This window comes from Desulfarculus baarsii DSM 2075 (assembly GCF_000143965.1).
GTDB lineage: Bacteria > Desulfobacterota > Desulfarculia > Desulfarculales > Desulfarculaceae > Desulfarculus > Desulfarculus baarsii.
This window is the reverse complement of the sequence record NC_014365.1, coordinates 891,998-910,975: the sequence shown is the minus strand read 5'-3', so window position 1 is coordinate 910,975 and position 18,978 is coordinate 891,998. Positions and strand designations below refer to the sequence as shown.

General features: G+C 66.4%; 18 protein-coding genes. 8 read left to right on the top strand and 10 right to left on the bottom strand.

Annotated elements, in window-relative coordinates; genetic code table 11:
- Positions 1–84: 84 nt before the first annotated feature.
- Together DEBA_RS04030 and DEBA_RS04025 are read left to right on the top strand one after the other, a co-directional pair.
- Positions 85–1,695 (top strand): acyl--CoA ligase family protein, encoded by a 1,611-nt coding sequence (locus DEBA_RS04030; protein WP_013257631.1) that lies wholly within the window; start codon positions 85–87, stop codon positions 1,693–1,695.
- Positions 1,696–1,811: 116 nt separating this feature from the next.
- On the top strand, positions 1,812–3,110 hold the full coding sequence (locus DEBA_RS04025) for a hypothetical protein (RefSeq protein ID WP_148227772.1): 1,299 nt from the start codon (positions 1,812–1,814) through the stop codon (positions 3,108–3,110).
- Between the two features lie 12 nt (positions 3,111–3,122).
- Here DEBA_RS04025 and DEBA_RS04020 read toward each other — a convergent pair whose 3' ends face one another.
- Together DEBA_RS04020 and DEBA_RS04015 are read right to left on the bottom strand one after the other, a co-directional pair.
- Complete coding sequence (locus tag DEBA_RS04020; RefSeq protein WP_013257629.1) at positions 3,123–3,845, bottom strand: 3'-5' exonuclease; 723 nt, start codon at positions 3,843–3,845, stop codon at positions 3,123–3,125.
- Positions 3,845–5,776 carry a putative nucleotidyltransferase substrate binding domain-containing protein gene (locus DEBA_RS04015; RefSeq protein WP_013257628.1) on the bottom strand — a complete coding sequence of 644 codons (1,932 nt, stop codon included), beginning with the start codon at positions 5,774–5,776 and terminating at the stop codon, positions 3,845–3,847. Before DEBA_RS04015 ends, DEBA_RS04020 begins: the two co-directional genes overlap by 1 nt.
- A gap of 165 nt (positions 5,777–5,941) precedes the next feature.
- Between DEBA_RS04015 and DEBA_RS04010 the strand changes: the two genes are divergently transcribed.
- The 3 genes from DEBA_RS04010 to DEBA_RS04000 all read left to right on the top strand — a co-directional run bounded on the left by DEBA_RS04010 (position 5,942) and on the right by DEBA_RS04000 (position 8,639).
- Positions 5,942–6,397: a PaaI family thioesterase gene (locus DEBA_RS04010; protein ID WP_013257627.1), complete on the top strand. Its 456-nt coding sequence runs from the start codon at positions 5,942–5,944 to the stop codon at positions 6,395–6,397.
- 134 nt (positions 6,398–6,531) lie between these two features.
- Positions 6,532–6,972: a Fur family transcriptional regulator gene (locus DEBA_RS04005; RefSeq protein WP_013257626.1), complete on the top strand. Its 441-nt coding sequence runs from the start codon at positions 6,532–6,534 to the stop codon at positions 6,970–6,972.
- A gap of 155 nt (positions 6,973–7,127) precedes the next feature.
- Positions 7,128–8,639 (top strand): catalase, encoded by a 1,512-nt coding sequence (locus DEBA_RS04000; RefSeq protein ID WP_013257625.1) that lies wholly within the window; start codon positions 7,128–7,130, stop codon positions 8,637–8,639.
- A gap of 80 nt (positions 8,640–8,719) precedes the next feature.
- Here the strand turns inward: DEBA_RS04000 and DEBA_RS03995 are convergent, their stop codons facing one another.
- The 6 genes from DEBA_RS03995 to DEBA_RS03970 all read right to left on the bottom strand — a co-directional run bounded on the left by DEBA_RS03995 (position 8,720) and on the right by DEBA_RS03970 (position 13,489).
- The gene (locus tag DEBA_RS03995; protein WP_245528536.1) at positions 8,720–9,802 is read right to left on the bottom strand and encodes a glycerol dehydrogenase; all 1,083 of its coding nucleotides are present in this window, start codon (positions 9,800–9,802) and stop codon (positions 8,720–8,722) included.
- An 82-nt stretch (positions 9,803–9,884) separates the two neighbouring features.
- The gene (locus tag DEBA_RS03990; RefSeq protein WP_013257623.1) at positions 9,885–10,883 is read right to left on the bottom strand and encodes an omptin family outer membrane protease; all 999 of its coding nucleotides are present in this window, start codon (positions 10,881–10,883) and stop codon (positions 9,885–9,887) included.
- 100 nt (positions 10,884–10,983) lie between these two features.
- The gene (locus tag DEBA_RS03985) at positions 10,984–11,982 is read right to left on the bottom strand and encodes an omptin family outer membrane protease (protein WP_013257622.1); all 999 of its coding nucleotides are present in this window, start codon (positions 11,980–11,982) and stop codon (positions 10,984–10,986) included.
- A 121-nt stretch (positions 11,983–12,103) separates the two neighbouring features.
- The gene (locus DEBA_RS03980; protein WP_013257621.1) at positions 12,104–12,310 is read right to left on the bottom strand and encodes a helix-turn-helix domain-containing protein; all 207 of its coding nucleotides are present in this window, start codon (positions 12,308–12,310) and stop codon (positions 12,104–12,106) included.
- 20 nt (positions 12,311–12,330) lie between these two features.
- On the bottom strand, positions 12,331–12,861 hold the full coding sequence (locus tag DEBA_RS03975; RefSeq protein WP_013257620.1) for a DUF2975 domain-containing protein: 531 nt from the start codon (positions 12,859–12,861) through the stop codon (positions 12,331–12,333).
- Between the two features lie 166 nt (positions 12,862–13,027).
- Positions 13,028–13,489, bottom strand: coding sequence for a flavodoxin family protein (locus tag DEBA_RS03970; protein WP_013257619.1), 462 nt, complete (start codon positions 13,487–13,489; stop codon positions 13,028–13,030).
- A 213-nt stretch (positions 13,490–13,702) separates the two neighbouring features.
- Between DEBA_RS03970 and DEBA_RS16790 the strand changes: the two genes are divergently transcribed.
- The 3 genes from DEBA_RS16790 (at position 13,703) to DEBA_RS03955 (ending at position 18,198) form a co-directional block, all read left to right on the top strand.
- Complete coding sequence (locus DEBA_RS16790; RefSeq protein ID WP_013257618.1) at positions 13,703–16,603, top strand: sensor domain-containing protein; 2,901 nt, start codon at positions 13,703–13,705, stop codon at positions 16,601–16,603.
- 438 nt (positions 16,604–17,041) lie between these two features.
- On the top strand, positions 17,042–17,710 hold the full coding sequence (locus tag DEBA_RS03960; protein WP_013257617.1) for a TetR/AcrR family transcriptional regulator: 669 nt from the start codon (positions 17,042–17,044) through the stop codon (positions 17,708–17,710).
- A gap of 80 nt (positions 17,711–17,790) precedes the next feature.
- Positions 17,791–18,198, top strand: coding sequence for a helix-turn-helix domain-containing protein (locus tag DEBA_RS03955; protein WP_013257616.1), 408 nt, complete (start codon positions 17,791–17,793; stop codon positions 18,196–18,198).
- Here the strand turns inward: DEBA_RS03955 and DEBA_RS19020 are convergent.
- Both DEBA_RS19020 and DEBA_RS03950 read right to left on the bottom strand, forming a co-directional pair.
- On the bottom strand, positions 18,093–18,371 hold the full coding sequence (locus DEBA_RS19020) for a M15 family metallopeptidase (protein ID WP_407639298.1): 279 nt from the start codon (positions 18,369–18,371) through the stop codon (positions 18,093–18,095). The two genes, DEBA_RS03955 and DEBA_RS19020, sit on opposite strands and share 106 nt — an antisense overlap.
- 33 nt (positions 18,372–18,404) lie before the next feature.
- Positions 18,405–18,635 (bottom strand): hypothetical protein, encoded by a 231-nt coding sequence (locus DEBA_RS03950; RefSeq protein ID WP_043813680.1) that lies wholly within the window; start codon positions 18,633–18,635, stop codon positions 18,405–18,407.
- Between the last annotated feature and the right edge of the window lie 343 nt (positions 18,636–18,978).

Below are 18,978 nucleotides of genomic sequence, written 5' to 3'. Positions count from 1 at the left end.
TAGCTTTTTGCGCCGGCTGGCAAGTAAGCGATCATCACGGCAGCACCGCGGCAAGGCCGCGAGTCTTTGGGAGGTCCAGGCAACATGAGCGACAGGTCAGTATATTTCGACGTTCTGTCCCCGGTGAAGTTTCTTCCCCGCTCGGCCGCCATCTATCCCGATAAAACAGCAGTGATCCACGGCCAAGATCGTTACACCTACGCCCAGTTCGCCGCCAGGGTCCATCGCCTGGGCAGCGCGCTGAAAAAGGCCGGAGTGGGCAAGGGCGACAAGGTGGCTTTTCTGTGCCCCAACACCCCGCCCATGCTGGAGGCCCACCACGCCGTGCCGATGATCGGGGCGGCGCTGGTGAGCATCAACACCAGGCTCAGCCCGCAAGAGATCGGCTATATCGTCAACCACTCCGACGCCAAGGCCCTGTTTGTCGACACCGAGCTGGCCCCGCAGATTTTGCCGGTGCTCGACGACCTGCGCCAGCTCCGCCTGCGGGTCAACATCCAGGACATCGACGACGCCTCGCCCCTCAAGGGGCCGTCCTACGAGGAATTTCTGGCCACCGGCTCCGACGAGCCCCTGGCCGTCGAGGTCGACGACGAGTATCAAATCGCGACCATCAACTACACCAGCGGCACCACCGGCAAGCCCAAGGGCGTGATGTACCACCATCGCGGGGCCTGCCTGAACGCCCTGGGCGAGATGCTCGAGGCCAAGCTGAACACCAACTCGGTCTATCTGTGGACGCTGCCCATGTTCCACTGCAACGGCTGGTGCTTCACCTGGGGCGTCACCGCCGCCGGCGCGACCCACGTCTGCCTGCGCAAGGTCGTGCCCGAGGAGATCTTCCGGCTGATCGAGCACGAAGGCGTGACCAACCTCTGCGCCGCGCCCACGGTGCTGGTGTCCATGGCCAATTATCCCGGCGCGGCCAACGCGCGCATGAAAGCGCACCTGGAGATCATGACCGCCGGCGCGCCGCCGGCCCCGGCGGTGATCAAAAGCATGGAAAACCTGGGGGCCAACGTCACCCAGACCTACGGCCTGACCGAGGTCTTCGGCCCGCACAGCATCTGCGCCTGGCAGACCAAGTGGGACAACCTGCCCCTGGACGAGCGGGCGGCGATCAAGGCCCGCCAGGGCGTGCCCTACACCGTGGCCCTGCACATGGACGTGGTCGATCAACTGAGCATGGCCCCCGTGCCCCACGACGGCAAGACCATCGGCGAGATCGTCATGCGCGGCAACAACGTCATGCTTGGCTATTACAAAGACCCCGAGGCCACCGCCGAGGCCTTCCGCGGCGGCTGGTTCCACAGCGGCGACCTGGCCGTGGTCCACCCCGACGGCTACGTGCAGATCATGGACCGCTCCAAGGACATCATCATCAGCGGCGGCGAAAACATCTCCACCGTCGAGGTGGAGAGCGTGCTCTATGGCCATCCCGACGTGCTGGAGGTGGCCGTCATCGCCGTGCCCGACGACAAATGGGGCGAGGCGCCCAAGGCTTACGTCACGCTCAAGGAAGGGGCCAAGCCCGACGCTCAGTCACTGATCGACTTCTGCCGCCAGCACCTGGCCAAATTCAAGGCCCCCAAGCACGTCGAGTTCGGGCCGTTGCCCAAGACGGCCACGGGCAAGATCCAAAAGTTCAAACTGCGCGAGGAGGCCTGGAAGGGCCGCGATAAGAAAGTGCAATAGCCGCGCGCGCGTTGGGGGGAAAGCGCCGCTCCGGGCCCCGGGGCGGCGTTTTTTATTAAAGTTCACGCCCGCGCCCGCCGATAACGTTAGAGGAATATTATGCGCGGGCGATGATCATGGCCGTGACCGTCAAATATCAGGGCGTCGTCAAAAACGCCCCCGTCCTGCACACCCAGAGCGGCAGTTACCCCTTCGAGCCGGTGACGCCGCCGGGCGGCCTGGAGTTGCGCCCGGTCGGCGCTGGTCTGGCCACGCGCGCCACCCAGGGCTCGATCTACGAACTGGCCCGGGCCGCCGAGCAGGAACGGGTGCTGGGCGAACTGGATTTCATGCTGCAAAACCTGTCGGTCAACCTGACCTACCCCCAAACGCCCGACGCCCAGCCCAACGCCCTCGGCCGCCTGGCCGTCAGTTCCGATCCCACCGCCATCCTGGCCAGCGCCGCTCAAACGGCCCAAGCGCCGACCACCCACGAAGCGCGGGTTTTGCCCACGGCCACTGGCGGGGTGGTCATGGGCAAGACCATGAACCCCATCGCCCCGGTGAGCCTGGCCGCCGGCGCGTATCGCTTCACCATGACCATCGACGGCCAGGCCCGCCAGATCGACATGAACGTCGGCGAAGGCCAGACCAACGAGGAGTTCATCGGCCGGCTGGCCATCGCCATCGCCTCGCAAGACGAGCGCATCCAGGCCAAGGCGGTCTACGGTTTCGAGGACGCCTACGATCCCGGCGCGCGCACCCGGCCGATGAATCGCACCGTGCGCCTGGTGGTCAGCGGGCCCGAGGATCAGACGGGGCCAAGTTTTTATTTCGGCGAGGACTCGGCCGGCGTGGTCGAGGCCTTTGGCCTGAATCTGCTTTCGCCGCCGCGCACGGCCGTGGCCAGGCTCGACGGCGTGGCCCAAGCCCAAACCGACAACGCCATCAGCCTGGACGGCGGGGCCGTGACGGGATTGGCCAGCGGCGACGGCGCGGCCGTCATCGAGGTGACGGCCGGCGCGCCAGCCGTGAGCCAGCGTTTGAGCGCGATCATCGAGCGATTCAACGAAATCATCGCCTACATCGACCTGCACGCCGACGTGCTGCGGCCCTCGCTCAAGGACCGCCTGACCCGCCCCGGCGAGGATCTGGCCCGCCTGCTGCCCAAGATCGGCCTGCGGGCCACGGCCCAGGGCAAAATCGTCGTCAGCCAGGGCTTCGCGGAGGCGGTCAAGGCCGACTACGCCACCGCGCGAGAACTGCTGCTGGGCCAGGACGGCTGGATGACCAAGCTGTCCGGCAAGGTCGGGCAGATCCTGGCCATGGACAAGTCTTTCTGGGCCGACCCGCCCGATTTTTCCAAGGGAGCCGCCCAGCGGGCCTGGGCCTTGATCTTCGACGTCAGCCAAAGCATCATCAGCGGCTATTATTGACCACGCGGCCGCTCAGCGCGGGGCCTGGCCCAGGGCGATCAGCCGGCCCAGACGGGCCTGGCCGCGCTCTTCCATCATGGCGAGCATGCGCTGGAAGATCAGCGCCGTGACCAGGGCGTCGCCGATGGCGGTGTGGCGCTGGGGCGTGTCCAGGCCGAAGCGCTCGGCGATGGCGTCCAGGCGGCACTGGCCCTTGTGCCGGCCGACGCCAAAGGGGTCGGAGGGCAACAGCAGGGCCCGGCACAGGCGCAGGGTGCACAGGGCCAGGTTTTGCAGGGCCAGGCCGTGATGGGCGCGCATGTGGCGGTCGATGAAATGCAGGTCGAAGCCGGCGTTGTGGGCCACGACGATATCGGCGCCGATGAAGCCGGCCAGATCGTCGAAGACCTGGGCCAGGGGCCGGCCGGCGGCCAGACGTTGGGGCGTCAGTCCGTGGATGGTGATGGAACTGGCCGGCACCTCGCCCTGGGGCAGGATCATCTCGTCGAAGTATTGCCCCAACAGCACCCGGCCGCCGCGCAGGCGCACCGCGCCCGCGCTGACCACGCCATCGCGGGCCAGGTCCACGCCGGTGGTCTCCAGGTCCAACACCACGAAGGAACACTCGTCCAGGGGCGCGCGGCGGTCCAGGCCGTCCAAGGCGGCCAGGTTGGCCCGGGCCAGGGGCGATAGCCCCCGCCGGCCCAGGCGCAGGCGCCGGTAACGGTTGCGCAGGCGCGCGGTGGTCAGGCCCATCAGGTCAGCAGCCAGGTCTGATAGCGGTGTTCGAGCAGGGCCTGGAACTCGCTGATGACGCGGAAGCTCTCCTTGAGCGTCTTGCGCTGGAGGCTGCCCAGGCTGGCCGGATCGATATAGTTGTCGGGGGTCTGGCCGGCGGCGCGGGCCTCCAGGTGGCGGCCGATGCGCATTAGCGTAATGAAGCCGAAGGCCTCGGCCAGATCGGCGGCCAGGGCCGGCCGCAACACGCCGGCCTCGGCGGCGGCGGCCAGGCGGTCCAAGGTGCCCGTGGCCATGACGCCCTGGTCCAGGGCCAAGACCCGCGCGCCGTCGACCAGGGGCATCAGGCCGCTGTTTTTCAGGTTTAGCTTGTTTTTGTGCTCGCCGCCGCGCTCGACCACCAACTGGCGCAAAAAGCCCAGCGGCGCGCGGTTGTAGAGGCCGTTTTTGGCCATGAAGCGCAGAAAAAGCCGGTTGCCCTCCAGGGCCTGACGCAGATGCTCGCGCAGGGCCTCGTCATAGTCGCTCTCGGCGTAGATGGCCCGAAAGTCGAAAAATATCGAGGCCATGCGCAGCGTAAGCGGTTTGGGCTGGCTGACCCAGCCGCCAAAGACGTCTTTCCATTGATCCAGCGTCTGGCACCAGCGGGGGTTGTCGGCCATGACGTCGCCGTTGCACAGCGGAAAGCCGCAGGCCTCCAGGGCGCGGGTGACGCGGTGGGCCAGGCCCAGAAACCAGCCCTTGACCGCGCCCAGCGAATCGGCCGGGACGTTGGCGAAAACAATGGCGTTGTCCTGATCGGTGCGCAGGGTCTGTTCGCGGCGGCCCTCGCTGCCCAGGGCCAGCCAGCAATAGGGCGTGGGCGCGGGGCCCAGGCCCTGGGCCTCCATGTCGGCCTCGCACAGTTGCACCAGCTTGTGGGTCAGGCGGTCGTTGAACTCGGTGACCAACTCCAGCATGTCGCGGGCCGAACCGCCCAGGCGCAGCAGGCGCTCGATCACGCGGTCCACGCGGCCGTGCAGGCCCACCAGTTCGTCCACGCTTTCGGCCTTGTCGATCTCGCGGGCCAGGGCCACGGGGCTGGCCCCGGTCAGGGCCTGCAAGTCGCGGTCGCTGACCACGCCCACCAGCCGGCCGCCCTCGACCACCGCCAGGTGGTGCAGGCCGTGGCGGCTCATGGTCAGCAGGGCGTCGAAGGCGTAGGCGTTTGGCGCGATGGTCCGCACGGGGCTGGTCATGAAATCGGCGATGGGTTGATCGAAGTGGCGGGCCGAGAGCATCACCCGGCCGCGAAAATCGCTGTCGGTGAGGATGCCGATGGGCTGGCCGGCGGCGTCGGCGACGATGATCGAGCCCACCTGGCGCTCGGTCATCAGGCGGGCGGCCTGACGCAGGCTGGTCTGGGGCGGGCCGCACAGGGCCTGGCGGCTCATCACCTCGCCCACCCGGCTGCGCGAAAGGGCCGCGCCCAGGCCCAGGTCAAGGCCATCGACCGGCGTGGCCCGCCCCAGGCTGGCCGCGGCGGCCAGGTCGTGGGCCAGGCTGGAGCCGAAAAAGCGCTGAAACGCCGCGTGATCGGCCACCAGCGCCTTGAAGGGCTCGGCCGGCAGCAGATAGCAAACCATGTCCTCGCGGGCGACGACGTCGAAAAGCGGGCTCTGGCCCGCCAGCAGGCTGGCCGCGCCAAAGACGTCGCCCTCGCCGCGCAGGTCGATCAGGGCCGGCGGCCGCCCGTCGCGGGCGGGCAGGCTCTGCTCGGCCGCGCCGCTCTGGATAATGTGCAGGGCCTGGGCTGGCGCTCCGCCGGCGGCGATGATCCGCCGGCCGCGCGGGAAATAGGCTATCTCCATGCTCCGGGCGACGCGGCCCAACTCGTCGGGGCCCAGGGCGTCGAACGGCGCGACTCCGCGCACGAAATCCAGCACCCGCCGCCAGGGAAAATCATCCATCGCCCGCCTCCTCTCGGCTGAGCCTCATTGTAGCCGCCACGGGGCCAGAGCGGCCACTGAACAATGTTTCGCCCAAACACGGCAAAACAGTTGCCCGGCGGCCGGCCGATGACCTATGGTGAAGCGGTGAGCCAAAGTTGCTTTCACGCTTCGCGGAGAGGCCCCATGCCAAACGACCTCGGCCCGGAAAAATTGCGCGAACTGCTGGAAACCACCGTGCCCTTCGTGCGGCGGGCCGGCCTCAAGGCCCTGGAGCTGGCCCCCGGCCGGGTCAAGCTGCTGATGCCCTTTGCCGGCAACGAAAACCATATCGGCATCATGTACGCCGGGGCCCTGTTCACCCTGGCCGAGGTGCCCGGCGGCGCGCTGTTTCTGACCACCTTCGACATAGAAAAATATTATCCGGTGGTCAAGGAAATCAACATCCGCTTTCGGCGGCCGGCCACCGGCGACGTGACCATCGAGGTGGCCATGGCCCAGGACGAGATCGGCCGCATCAACGCCGAGGTCGAGGCCGGCGGCAAATCCGAGTTCATCCTCGAAGGCCAGATCACCGACGGCCAAGGGCAGGTTGCGGCGATCGCCCGGGGGGTGTATCAAATACGCAAACACGGCTCGTAGAAGCCGCTCCGAAACCTTTTGGCGCATCGGACCGGGTAGGAGTGACTTCGGCCCGACACGCTGCCAGGGGCGGCCACGCGGCCGCTCCTTTTTTCACGCGGCGCGAAAAGCGTTTTGCTTTGGATGAGTTGGCCATGACCGTGCCCGACCAGCGCCTGGAACAGATGATCGCGGCCATGCAACGGGCCGGCCGTCGCCTGACGCCCCAACGCCTGGCCGTGCTGCGCCTGCTGGCCCAGGGCCCGGGCCACCCCAGCGTGGAGCAGCTCCACGCCGCCGTGGCCGCCCAGTTCCCCAGCACCAGCCTGGCCACCACCTACAAGACCCTGGCCATGCTCAAGGAGTTGGGACAGGTGCTGGAGCTGGCCTTTGCCGACGGCGGCTGCCGCTACGACGGCCGCCGGCCCTACCCCCACCCCCACGTGATCTGCACCCGCTGCGGGGCCATCGAAGACCCGGAATACTCTTCGATGGAGCGCCTCTACCAGGAAATGACCGAAAAATCGGGCTTTGCCATCTCGCACCACCGCCTGGATTTTTTTGGCCTCTGCCCGCGCTGCCGGGGCGAGGGCTGAAAATATCCGCGCGGCGCTCTTTTTTTTGCCCCATATGCAATAATAATTCGTTATAAATAATTATTATCCGATTTTGGCCGCCCGAATGGCCTTTACGTCAACATTCACCCTAACTCATACTAGCTTTAGTATGACCGTAGCCATTGGAGGGTTTCATGTCCGACGACAAAAACCGCCTGACCACGGCCTTTGGCGCGCCCGTGGCCGACGACCAGAACAGCCTCACCGCCGGCCCGCGCGGCCCGGTGTTGATGCAAGACACCCATCTGCTGGAAAAATTGGCCCATTTCGACCGCGAGCGCATCCCCGAGCGCGTGGTCCACGCCAAGGGCGCCGGGGCCCACGGCTACTTCGAGGTCACCGCCGACGTGACCAGATACACCCGGGCCAAGTTTCTTTCGCAGGTGGGCAAGCGCACCGAGGTCTTCGCGCGCTTTTCGACGGTGGGCGGCGAAAAAGGCTCGGCCGACGCCGCCCGCGACCCGCGCGGTTTCGCCGTCAAGTTCTACACCGAGGAAGGCAACTACGACATGACCGGCAACAACACGCCGGTCTTTTTCATCCGCGATCCGCTGAAGTTCCCCGACTTCATCCACACCCAGAAGCGCAACCCGGCCACCAATCTGCCCGACCCCAACATGTTCTGGGACTTTCTCTCGCTGACGCCCGAGTCCATCCACCAGGTGACGATCCTGTTCTCGGACCGGGGCACGCCGGCCACCTTCCGCCACATGAACGGCTATTCCAGCCACACCTACAAGTGGCACAACGCCCAGGGCGAGTATTTCTGGGTGCAGTATCACTTCAAAACCGACCAGGGCATCAAAAACCTCACCCGCCAGGAGGCCCTGCACCTGCGCGGGGCCGACCCCGATCACGCCACCCGCGACCTTTACCAGGCCATCGAGCGCGGCGAGTTCCCCTCGTGGACCCTGGAGATGCAGATCCTCAGCCCCGAGCAGGCCAAGGACTTCCAGTGGGATATCTTTGACATCACCAAGGTCTGGCCCCACGCCGAGGTTCCGCCGATCAAGGTGGGCAAGCTGGTCTTGAACCGCAACCCTGTCAACTACTTCGCCGAGGTCGAGCAGGCCGCCTTCAGCCCCGGCAACCTGGTGCCCGGCATCGGCATCAGCCCCGACAAAATGCTGCAATCGCGGGTGTTTTCCTATCACGACACCCACATTCACCGCCTGGGGCCCAACTATCACCTCATCCCCATCAACCAGCCCCGCAACGCCCCCGAGCGAAGCTATCAGCGCGACGGCTTCATGCGCACCGATGACGGCGGCGGGGCCGGGCCCAACTATTGGCCCAACAGCTTTGGCGGGCCAGGGCCCGACGCGGCCTATCTGGAGCCGCCCATCCCCCTGGAGGGCCAGGCCGCCCGCACGCCTTACGGCCATCCCAACGACGATTTCGTCCAGGCCGGCAACCTCTATCGCAAGGTGATGACCGACCAGGACCGCGAGCACCTGGTGGGCAACATCGTCGAGCATCTGGCCGGGGCCCTGCCGCGCATCCAACTGCGTCAGGCGGCCATCTTTTACAAAGCCGACCCGGACTACGGCCTGCGCGTGGCCCGGGGCCTGGGCCTGGACGAGGCCAGGGTCAAGGAGCTGGCGGCCATGAGCCAAGAGGCCCGCGCGGCGGCCACCAGCCAATAACCGCCAGCGCGCCTCGCCCAAAAAGATCGGGGGCGTCCCAGCCGTGGGACGCCCCCGCGTCGTTGCGAAAAGCCCGTGGTTCAGGCCGCGGACAGGGCGTCGGCGGCCCAGATCGCCGCCTCGACCATGGCCGCCTCGACCTTGAACCAGGTGTTGTGCACCGTCTCGCCCGCCTGCACCGTGGCCTCGGCCACCCGGCGGATGTCGTCGCGGCTGGCCTCGGCCAGGCCCAGGGCGGCCAGGCTGGCAGGCAGGCCCACCTCGGCGCAAAAGGCCAGCACCTGCTCCACGTCGCGGCGGGGCCGGCCCTCCAGCACCAGTTGGACGATCAGGCCAAAGGCCACCTTGCAGCCGTGCATGCGGCCGTGGGCCGCCGGCAGCACGGTCAGGCCGTTGTGCACGGCGTGGGCCGTGGCCAGGCCGCCGCTCTCGAAGCCCAGGCCCGAGAGCAGCACGTTGGCCTCGATGATCGCCTCCAGATCCTGGCTGACCACGCCCCGCCGGGCCGCGGCCAAGGCCCCGCGCCCGTGCTCCAGGAGCGTGTCGTAGCACAGCCGGGCCAGGGCCAGGGCCGAGCGCGTGGGCGGCCAACCGCCGGTGATGGCGTTGCGGCTCTGGCTGCGGCGGCAGGTGTCGGCCTCCCAATAGGTGGCCAGGGCGTCGCCCATGCCGGCCACCAGATACTCCACCGGGCTCTGGGCGATGATCTGGCTGTCGACGATGACGTAATCGGGGTTGCGGCCCAGGAAATTGACTTTTTCGAAGACGCCTTGCGGGCTGTAGACCACCGCCACCGACGAACACGGCGCGTCGGTGGCGGCGATGGTGGGCAGCACCGCCATGGGCAGATCCAGCCCGGCGGCCACGGTCTTGCCCGAATCGATGGCCTTGCCGCCGCCGGCGGCGATGATCAAGTCGGCCCCGGCGGCCCGGGCCGCCGCGCTCAGGCGGTCGATCTCGTCTTGGCAGGCCTCGCCGCCGAACAGCTCGGCCCGGCAGGCCGCGCCGTTACGTTCCAACTGCCCGCTCACGGCCTCGCCCACCAGGGCCAGGGTCCGCCGCCCGCCGATCAAAAAGGCGTTTTTGTAGCGCCCGCCCAACAGACGGCCGATCTCGTCGATCACCCCCGGGCCCTGAATGTAACGGCCCGGCGCGATAAGCACTCGTTTCAAGGCAAAGCCACGTTTCCGCCCCGCCGTCGGGGCCGTGTCGGCCGCGCGGAGGTTCGACCGCGCGGCGGGTTGATCAGAAATCATAGCGTAGCGAAAGCATCACGCCGCACTGCTGGGACCAGACGCGCACGCCGTTGTTGACGATGAAGTCCAGACCGATGGCGTCGTTGTAAAGCCGATGATTGCCGGTGGTTTCGATGGTCAGATAGTCGAGTTCGAGGTCCAGAAAGAAATTGCCGCCAAGCGGGGCCTCCAGATCCAGGGCGGCGCGCCAGGCCTGGCCACGGGTCTTTTCCTCGGTGAGGCGGTTGCCCTCGCGCAGCAGATGGTGGTCCAGGTTGTGGGCGTCGACATAGGCCCAATCGCCCCGCAAGCCCAGGCGCAGGCCGGGGTGGCGCGCGGGCAGGGGCCGCCAGTCCAGCTTCAGGCCGATGAAATATTGCCAATATGTCTGCTTGAAGCGCAGGCCGTCGCCGGGCAGGGCCATCGCCGGCCACGAGCCGTCGGACTCAAGCGCCCATTGGGTTCCGTCGTGGGCCATCAGGTCCAGGCGCTGCCAGCGCAGGCCGCCCACCGGCCGCAGGTCCAGCCAGGCCGGCAGGCCCAGCCAGGGGGCCAGCGAAAAATCGGCCTCGGCGCGCACGGCGTAGCTGGGCTTCATGTCCAGGCACGACTCGGAATAGATCGTGCGCACCTTGGTGCTCTCTTCGTCGGTCCAGTCGGAGTCGGCCATGACGCCGTCGACCTTGGCGGTGAGATTGCGCATGATCTCCAGGCTAAGCGACCACAGGGCCGCGCGCCGGCTGATCTCCACGCCGCCCCACCACGAATCCAGGTCGAACTCCAGGCGGCTGAGCGGCTCTTGGTAGGGCGGGAACGGGTTGCCGAATTCATAGGATGTGTGGCTGTCGAACAGGCGCTTGACCTTGGCCTCCACCAGCCAGACCGCCGCCGGGCCATCGCCGGCATTCGCGGCCTGGGCCGGGGCCTGGGCGGCCGCCGCCGGGGTGGGCAAAAGCGCCAGCCAGGCCAGGGCCAGGCAGAGCATGGAGCCGAGTTTAAGGTCTGGCATCGTCCGAGCTTTCCGTCACGTGTTGGTCAAAAGCCACGGGGCCGGGCATGGGGCAAAACCGCCCCCGTGGCGCGGAGCCTTTTTCGGGCGCGTCAAGGCCCTAGAAGCTGTAGCGCAGCGCGAGCATCACGCTGCACTGCTGGGACCAGACGCGCACGCCGTTGTCCCAGGTCTCGTCAACGGTGTAGGGATCGACGTTGTTGGTGAAATGATGGCTGCCGGTGGTGTCGATGGTCAGGTATTCGGCCTCCAGCTCCAGCGAAAAGTTATGGCCCAGCGGCACTTCCAGGCCCAGGGCGGCGCGCCAGGCCTGGCCGCTGGTGCTTTCCTCGGTGATGCGGTTGCCCTCGCGCAGCAGGTGCTGGTCTTTGTTTTCGCCGCGCACGTAGGCCCAGTCGCCCTGCAAGCTCAGGCGCAGGCCGGGGTAGTCCGTGGGCAGGGGCCGCCAGTCCAGCTTCAGGCCGATGAACCACTGCCAATAGATCTGCCGAAAGCGGATGCTGTCGCCGGGATAGCCATAGAAATAGACATAGTCGCTGGGGAGGATCTCCCACTGCCGCAGATTGAAGGCGATCATGTCCAGGCGCTGCCAGCGCAGGCCGCCCACCGGCCGCAGATCCAGCCCGGCCGGCAGGGGCAGCCAGGGGGCCAGCGAGACATCGGCCCAGGCCCGCACGTCATAGCAGGGCTTGAGACGCACGTCGCTCTCGGAATAGACCGTGCGCACCTTGGTGTGATCGGGGTCGAGCCAGTCGGAGTCGGCCATGACGCCATCGACCTTGTCGGTGAGGTTGCGCATGATCTGCAAGCCCACTGACCAACGCGGCGTCCAGCGGGTGATCTCCACCCCGGCCCACCACGAATCCAGGGCGAACTCCAGGCGGCTCAGCGGCTCTTGATAGGGCGGATCGGGGTTGCCGAATTCGTAGGATGTGTAGCTGTCGAACAGGCGTTTGACTTTGGCGTCCACGCTCCAGACCACCGCCTGGCCATCGTCGGCGCTGGCGGCCGGGGCCTGGGCGGCCGCCGCCGTGCCAGGCAAAAGCACAAGCCAGGCCAGGCCCAGCAAAATAATACGATTTCGCCGGATGTCGCGCATGTCAGCCTCCCCCTTTTCGTGGTGACGTCGGACGGCGGCGGGACGATAACCCACCCCAAGGAGGCCAAAGCATAATATAAATCGCCCCGCCGGAGAAGAGTTTTCCGGCGGGGCGGGCGGCTCAATCGGGCTGATAGGCCAGGATGTCGCCGGGTTGGCAGTTCAGCTCGCGGCAGATGGCGTCCAGGGTGGCCAGGCGCACGCCCTTGACCTTGCCGGTCTTGATCAGTGAAAGGTTTTGTTCGGTTATGCCCACGCGCTCGGCCAAGTCCTTGGATTTCATCTTGCGCCGCGCCAGGGCCACGTCCAGGTTTATGACAATCGTCATGCTCGCCTCCGGCCTTTGCGCTAGATGATCAGCGCCTGGTCTTCCTCGATCTTGCGGGCCTCGTCCATGACCCAGGCCACCGTCAGCACCGCCGCGCCGCTGAACAGGCCCATGAGCATGTTGGAGTTGATCCCCAGGATCAGCAGCCGCTGGCCCGCCGGGTTGAACCAGGTCAGCACCAGGCCGTGCAGGGGCTGGCTGATGAAGTCGGCCGCCACCCAGGCGATGACCGCCCAGCCCAACGACCGATAGCAGGCCACGTTCTGCTGGCCGAAGATGATCCCCCGGGCGTAGAGGTCGAACAGCCGCCCCATGCGTTGCACGGCGTACATCATCACCCCCGCCGGAATCATGCTGATCATGAAGCCCAGCACGAAGACGATGGCCGGATGCTCGGGATTGGGGGCCACCGGCAGGTTGAGCTGGGTCAGGGGCGTCTTGTCCCAGAACGTCCAGCCCACCGCCACGGCCAGGGGGATGAAAAACAAAAGCGCCGTGCAAAAAGACTTCAGCCGGCGGCTGGCCCTTTTGATCCGTTCCAAATCGTTCATGATCGGTGCTCCCCGGAATTGTTGTGCGCCTCGATGGCGGCGGCGTGGGGCGCGCCTCCGCGCCGCCAGCCCGTTTTCTGGGGAGCATACGGCCGGCATCATTCTTCGTCAATAAAAAATCAAAATAGAACGATAATATTTTATCGAATAATCGTATCTGACGCGCCTACCACAGCCCGGCCTCGCAGCCGGCGGCCAGGGTCTGGCCCAGGAGGCGGCAACGCTCCAGGGCCTCGTCGCCGAGCGGGCCCACGGCCAGCACCGGCTCCTGGACCTTGCGGAACTGATAACCCAGGGCGATGCGCTCGATGTGGCCAAGCGCGCCCGTTCCGTCGTTGCCGGCGCTGATGAAGGCCACGTAGGGCAGCTTGAAGATCTCGCGGCGGCCGCGGGCGGCCTCGTAGGTGCGGTCGAAGAAGTCCTTGAGCGCGCCGGCCATGTAGCCGAAATACTCCGGCGAGCCCAGGGCCAGGCCGTGGCAGGACAAAAGGTCTTCCAGCGTGGCCTGGGCGGCGGTGCGGGCCAGGGTCTCGACGCCCTCGACCAGGGCCGCGCCCTGGGCCACGGCCTGGGCCATGCGCCGGGTGTTGCCCGACTGCGAATGATGGACGATCAGAATGCGTTTCATGACGACGGCGGCCCTCCCCGGCCGACGATTGCGTGAAAAAGGACACTTCCATCATACGACAGGCCAGCGGCGGCATCCAGGGGGTTGACCGGACGGCTTGTAATTTGGCATGGTGTCCATAACGGCTATCGTATGGAATTTCGCGGTGCTGAAGGCCGGCCACCGCTGGCCCGGCGCTATCCGCTCTCCCGCTGCCCAAGCCGAGGACAACCGATGAGACCTGCCTGCCCCAACGAGTCGGATCATTGCCGCGACTTGGCCAGCGCCCAGCGGCGCATCGCCATGCTGGAGGACAAGCTGGCCCAAGCGGCCGGCGACGCCTACCGCGGCCTTTTCGAAAACCTTGGCGTGGGCGTCTTTCGCCTGACCATGGCCGGCCAGGGGCGCTTTTTGCAGGCCAATCCGGCCCTGGCCGCCCTGCTGGGCTACGATTCGGCCGAGGAGCTCATGTCCACGCCGGTCAGCCAGGTCTACCCCGATCAGCGCGAACGGGCCTTTTTCGCCCGCCAGGTGTTGCAAAACGGCTTCGTGGCCGACTTCGAGCTGCCGCTTTGCCGCAAGGACGGCCGCACCATCTGGGCCGAGGCCAGCGCCGCCGCCCAGCGCGACGCCGAGGGCCGCCTGCTGTGGATCGACGGCATCCTCACCGACGTCTCCCAGCGCCGCCAGGCCGCCGAGGCCCTGCGCCAGAGCGAACAGCGCTTCAGGGGCCTGAGTGAAAACGCCCCGGACATCATCTACACCCTGAGCCCCGACGGCCGCTTCACCTACGTCAACCGGGCCTGGCGGCGCATCCTGGGCCACGCCGCCGAGGAGGTGCTGGGCCGCTATTTCATCGAGTTCGCCCCGCCCGACAGCGTCGACGACTACCGCCGCTTGTTCAAGGCCGTGCGCGACGGCAAAAAAACCCTCTACGGGGCCCACCCCATGCTGCACAAAAACGGCGAGGTGCGCCACCTGGCCATGAGCGGCGCGCCCAACATCGACGACATGGGGCGGGTGACGGGCATGGTCGGCATGCTGAAAGACATGTCCTCGCAAATCCAGGCCGAGCGGGCCCTGCGCCACAGCGAGGCCAGCCTGGCCCGCGCCCAGAAGCTGGCCGGCCTGGGCAACTGGGAGCTCAAGCTCTCCAACAGCCGCCTGAGCTGCTCCGACGAGGTCTTCAACATCTACGACCTGCCCCGGCGCGACCCGGCCAGCCTGTTCGGCGAGATCGTTTCGTGCATGCACGACGACGACATCGACTACGTCACGCGCTGCTTCGAGAAGGCCTTTCTGCAAGACGAGGCCGTCAGCTTCGAACACCGCATCAAACGCCATGACGGCCAGGAGCGCGTGCTGCGCCAGGTGGCCAGCGTCCTGCGCGACGACCGCGGCGAGCCCATCTCCATGATCGGCGCCGTGCAGGACATCACCGGCATCCGCGCCTCCGAGGAGCAGATGCGCCTGCTGGCCCGGGTCTTTGAAAACACCGTCGAGGGCATCATCGTCACCGACGCCGACGGCGTCATCGAGATGGTCAACGCCGCCTTTTGCGCGATCACCGGCTTCGACGCCGCCGAGGCCGTGGGCGCGCGGCCGTCGATCCTCTCCTCGGGCCGCCACGACGCCGAATTTTACCAGCGGATGTGGCGGAGCCTGGCCGACCAGGGCCATTGGCAGGGCGAAGTCTGGAATCGCCGCAAAAACGGCGAGGCCTACCCCGAGTGGCTGACCATCACCGCCATCAAGGACAAAAGCGATCGCACCACCCATCTGGTGGGCGTCTTCCACGACATCACCGAAGCCAAGCGCAACGAGGAGCGCATCACCCACCAGGCCTATCACGACGCCCTGACGGGCCTGCCCAACCGCCAGCTCTTCAACGACCGCCTGGCCATGGCCATCGCCCAAGCCCATCGCGGCGGCCACGGCCTGGCCCTGTTGTTCCTGGACCTGGACAACTTCAAAAACATCAACGACAGCCTGGGCCACGCCGTGGGCGACATGCTCCTGCAGGCCGTGGCCCAGCGCCTGACCCGCTGGCTGCGCGAGGAAGACACCGTGGCCCGCCTGGGCGGCGACGAGTTCGTCATGCTCATACAAGGCGCCTCCGACCCCGACTACATCATGCAGGTGGCCCGGCGCATCCTCGACTCCATGAGCCAGCCCTTCGCCGTCGGCCCCCACGAACTCTACGTCACCGCCAGCATCGGCGTGACCATCCACCCCCACGACGGCCACGACGCCCAGACCCTGGTGGCCAACGCCGACCTGGCCATGTTCCGGGCCAAGGACGAGGGCCGCAACAACATCAAGCTCTTCACCCCGGCCATGAACGCCAAGGTCATGCGGCGCATGGAGCTGGAGGCCAACCTGCGCAAGGCCCTGGAGCGCGAGGAGTTCGAGGTTTTTTACCAGCCCAAGGTCGAGCTGCGCTCGGACAAGGTGGTGGGCGTCGAGGCCCTGGTGCGCTGGCGCCGACCCGACTCGGTGGTCGTCTCGCCCGACGAGTTCATCCCCATCTGCGAGGAGACCGGCCTGATCCTGCCCCTGGGCAAGTGGGTGTTGGAACAGGCCTGCTCGCGGGCCAAATACTGGCACGACATGGGCTTCGATGGGCTCAACGTCTCGGTCAACCTGTCGCCGCGCCAGTTCCAGGACAACCATCTGGTCGATCACGTCGGCGAGATCCTGGCCCAAACGGGGCTGGCCCCCCACTGCCTGGAGTTGGAGATCACCGAAGGGGTGGTCATGCACAGCGTCGATGAAGCCATCGAGACCATGAACCGCCTGTCGTCGATGGGCGTGCGCCTTTCGCTGGACGACTTCGGCCGGGGCTACAGCTCGCTCTACTACCTCAAGCGCTTCCCCATGAGTTCGCTCAAGATCGACCGTTCCTTCGTGGCCGACATCGCCACCGACCCCGACGACGCCTCCATCGTCAACACCATCATCTCCATGAGCCGCAGCCTCAACCTGCAAGTGGTGGCAGAAGGCGTCGAGACCAAGGAGCAGCTCGATTTCCTGCGCTCCAAGCGCTGCGACCAGATGCAGGGTTATTATTTCAGCCGGCCCCTGCCCGCCCGCGAGCTGACCGAGTTGCTCGAAGGCCTGCGCCCCGCCGTCTGAAGCTTAAAACCCCGCCCGCCTGGCCAAAAATCCGCCGAGGGGCAAATCGGCGTTTGGCCTGGCGGGAAAATGGCTCTATAATAATTAAGATACTAATTTGTTTATCGGGCGCTTGACGTAGCGGCACAATAAAATCAGCGCATAAAAAGCAGCGTTGGTTTAATTAGCCACGTCGCCAGCGCCCGGCCATTGCGCACGGGGCGGACGGTGGCTCGGCAAGGCCGCCGGAGGGGGGTGGAGCCCAAGCGCCGAAGGCTCGCCGCCGGAGCATCGCGGGCGGCAATGGCCTGGGAAAAAACACCAACAGGCTGGCTTAATAGCCAACATGCCGATTCGTTTGCCCAATCGGCCAGCCAGCCGGGCCGTCCCCTTGGCCCCACACCACGTTGCACGCACCGAACTCACTGGCTCCAGCCGGGGCCGGAAAGGGGGAGCCGCTTGGCCAGTCAATCCAAAACCGAGGCCCGCCGCAGCAAGATCCTCAAGGCCGCGCAAAAGGTCTTCGCCCACAAGGGCTTTCACGACGCCACCATCGCCGAGATCGCCCGCGCCGCCGGCGTCTCCGAGGGCAGCATCTACGAATATTTCTCCAGCAAGGAGGGCGTGCTCTTCGCCATCCCCCTGGAGGTCACCCGCGAGAGCCACGAGCTTTCCCAGGTCCATTTGAGCCTGATCCGCGGCGCGGCCAACCGCCTGCGCGCCCTGGTCTACATGTATCTTTCGCTCTACGAGTCCAACCCCGATTATTCATCGGTGATCCTGCTGACCCTCAAGCAAAATCAGAAGTTTCGCGAAACCGAAGCCTACGAGATGATCCGCGACGGTTTCCGCAACATCACCGCAATCATCAAAAGCGGCATGGCCAACGGCGAATTCCGCCCCGACATCAACCCCTACGTGGTGCGCTCGGTGCTGATGGGCGCGGTCGATCACCTGACCACCAACTGGCTGATGGACGGGCGCAGGGGCTCGCTGACCGAGTTGGTCGATCCCGTCCTCGACGTGGTCATGGAAGGCGTCCTGACCAAGGATCCGCGCTCGGCTTCCGATCTGCACTGGAGCGCCTGGCAGCGCACGGGACGGGCCTCCGGCCCGCAGGAGGCCTGAAAGGGCGCCCCGGCCGGGGAGGGCCGGTCTATCTCCTGGACTGGGCTGGCCAAATGGGTTAGCCTGGGAAAGGAGCTTTCATGATGCGCGAAACCCATGAAATCATCGGGGCCCACGTGGGCCGCCGCCTCAAGCACATGCGCGGCCAGCGCACCCAGGCCCAATTCGCCGCCGAGTTGGGCCTCAGCCAGGCCCAGTACAACCGCTACGAGACCGGCAAACGCCTGGCCCCCGACCGCGTGCTCGAGCAGGTGGCCGAGATATGCGGCGTGTCCCCGCGCCAGGTGATCTGGGGCGATGAAGACGGGGCCCAGGCCGACGACTTGGCCCGTCAAGTGGCGCTTTTGGTCGAGATGCTCGAAGGCGACGACCTGGAAGACCTCTACTGGTTCCTGAAAAACAAGATCGAACAGGTGGCCAAGCGCCGCAAGGACCAGGCCCGCCAGGCCAAGCAGGCCTTGGAGGAACTGCGGGCCAAAGCCGGCTGAGCGCCGCTAACGCACCCTCTCGAACATTTCCGGCCGATATTCGAAGTGAGAGTGCAGCACGGGGGCGTCCTGCCCCGTGCAGCAGCCTCGAAGTGCATGGTGTCGTAGCGCCGCCACCTGCCGCCCCAGACGAAACCGTGCGCCTCGAAGACCTCGACGATATCGCGCGGGATCTCGTTGCGATAGTTGTATCGCTCGTCCCACAGTCAATAACAGGTGTATTTGTTTTCCAGCTCGATGGCGATGCCGTGGCTGTGGGGGCTCAGGCGGGTCGCGCCCTGGATGGGCCGGTATTGATAGGTGCTGTCGATGTTGACCAGGTATTTGAAATCGACGCCCGGCGTGTTTTCCTGGGCCGTGGAGGCTTTTTGCAACTGGGCGGCGGCGTTTTGCTTTTTGTTGAAGAGCAGCTTTTTCCGCCGTGGTTGGGCGGCCAAGTCACCTCCACCAGGTTGGCCTCGATATCTTGCCTGGAGTGACCGTAGAGCTTTTTCAAAAAGGCGTCGCAGCGCAAACGCCCCGGGTCGTCGTTGACCGCCGGCGGGGTGATGTTCGTGAAGGCCGGATAAGCCCGGGCGAAGTGATCGTGAATGTCGGCGTCTTCCAGGGCCTGGCCGAAGGTCTTGGGCCGGCCGTCGTCAAAGGGCATGCTGGAGCCGTCGGCGAAGATCACCCGATCGCCCTCGACGGCCTTGACGCCGGGGTAGCGCGACAGCCGCTGCTTGGCCGTGGCCGCCGGAACCGCGCGCCGCTCGGCCAGCCACGCGTCATCCGCCGGCG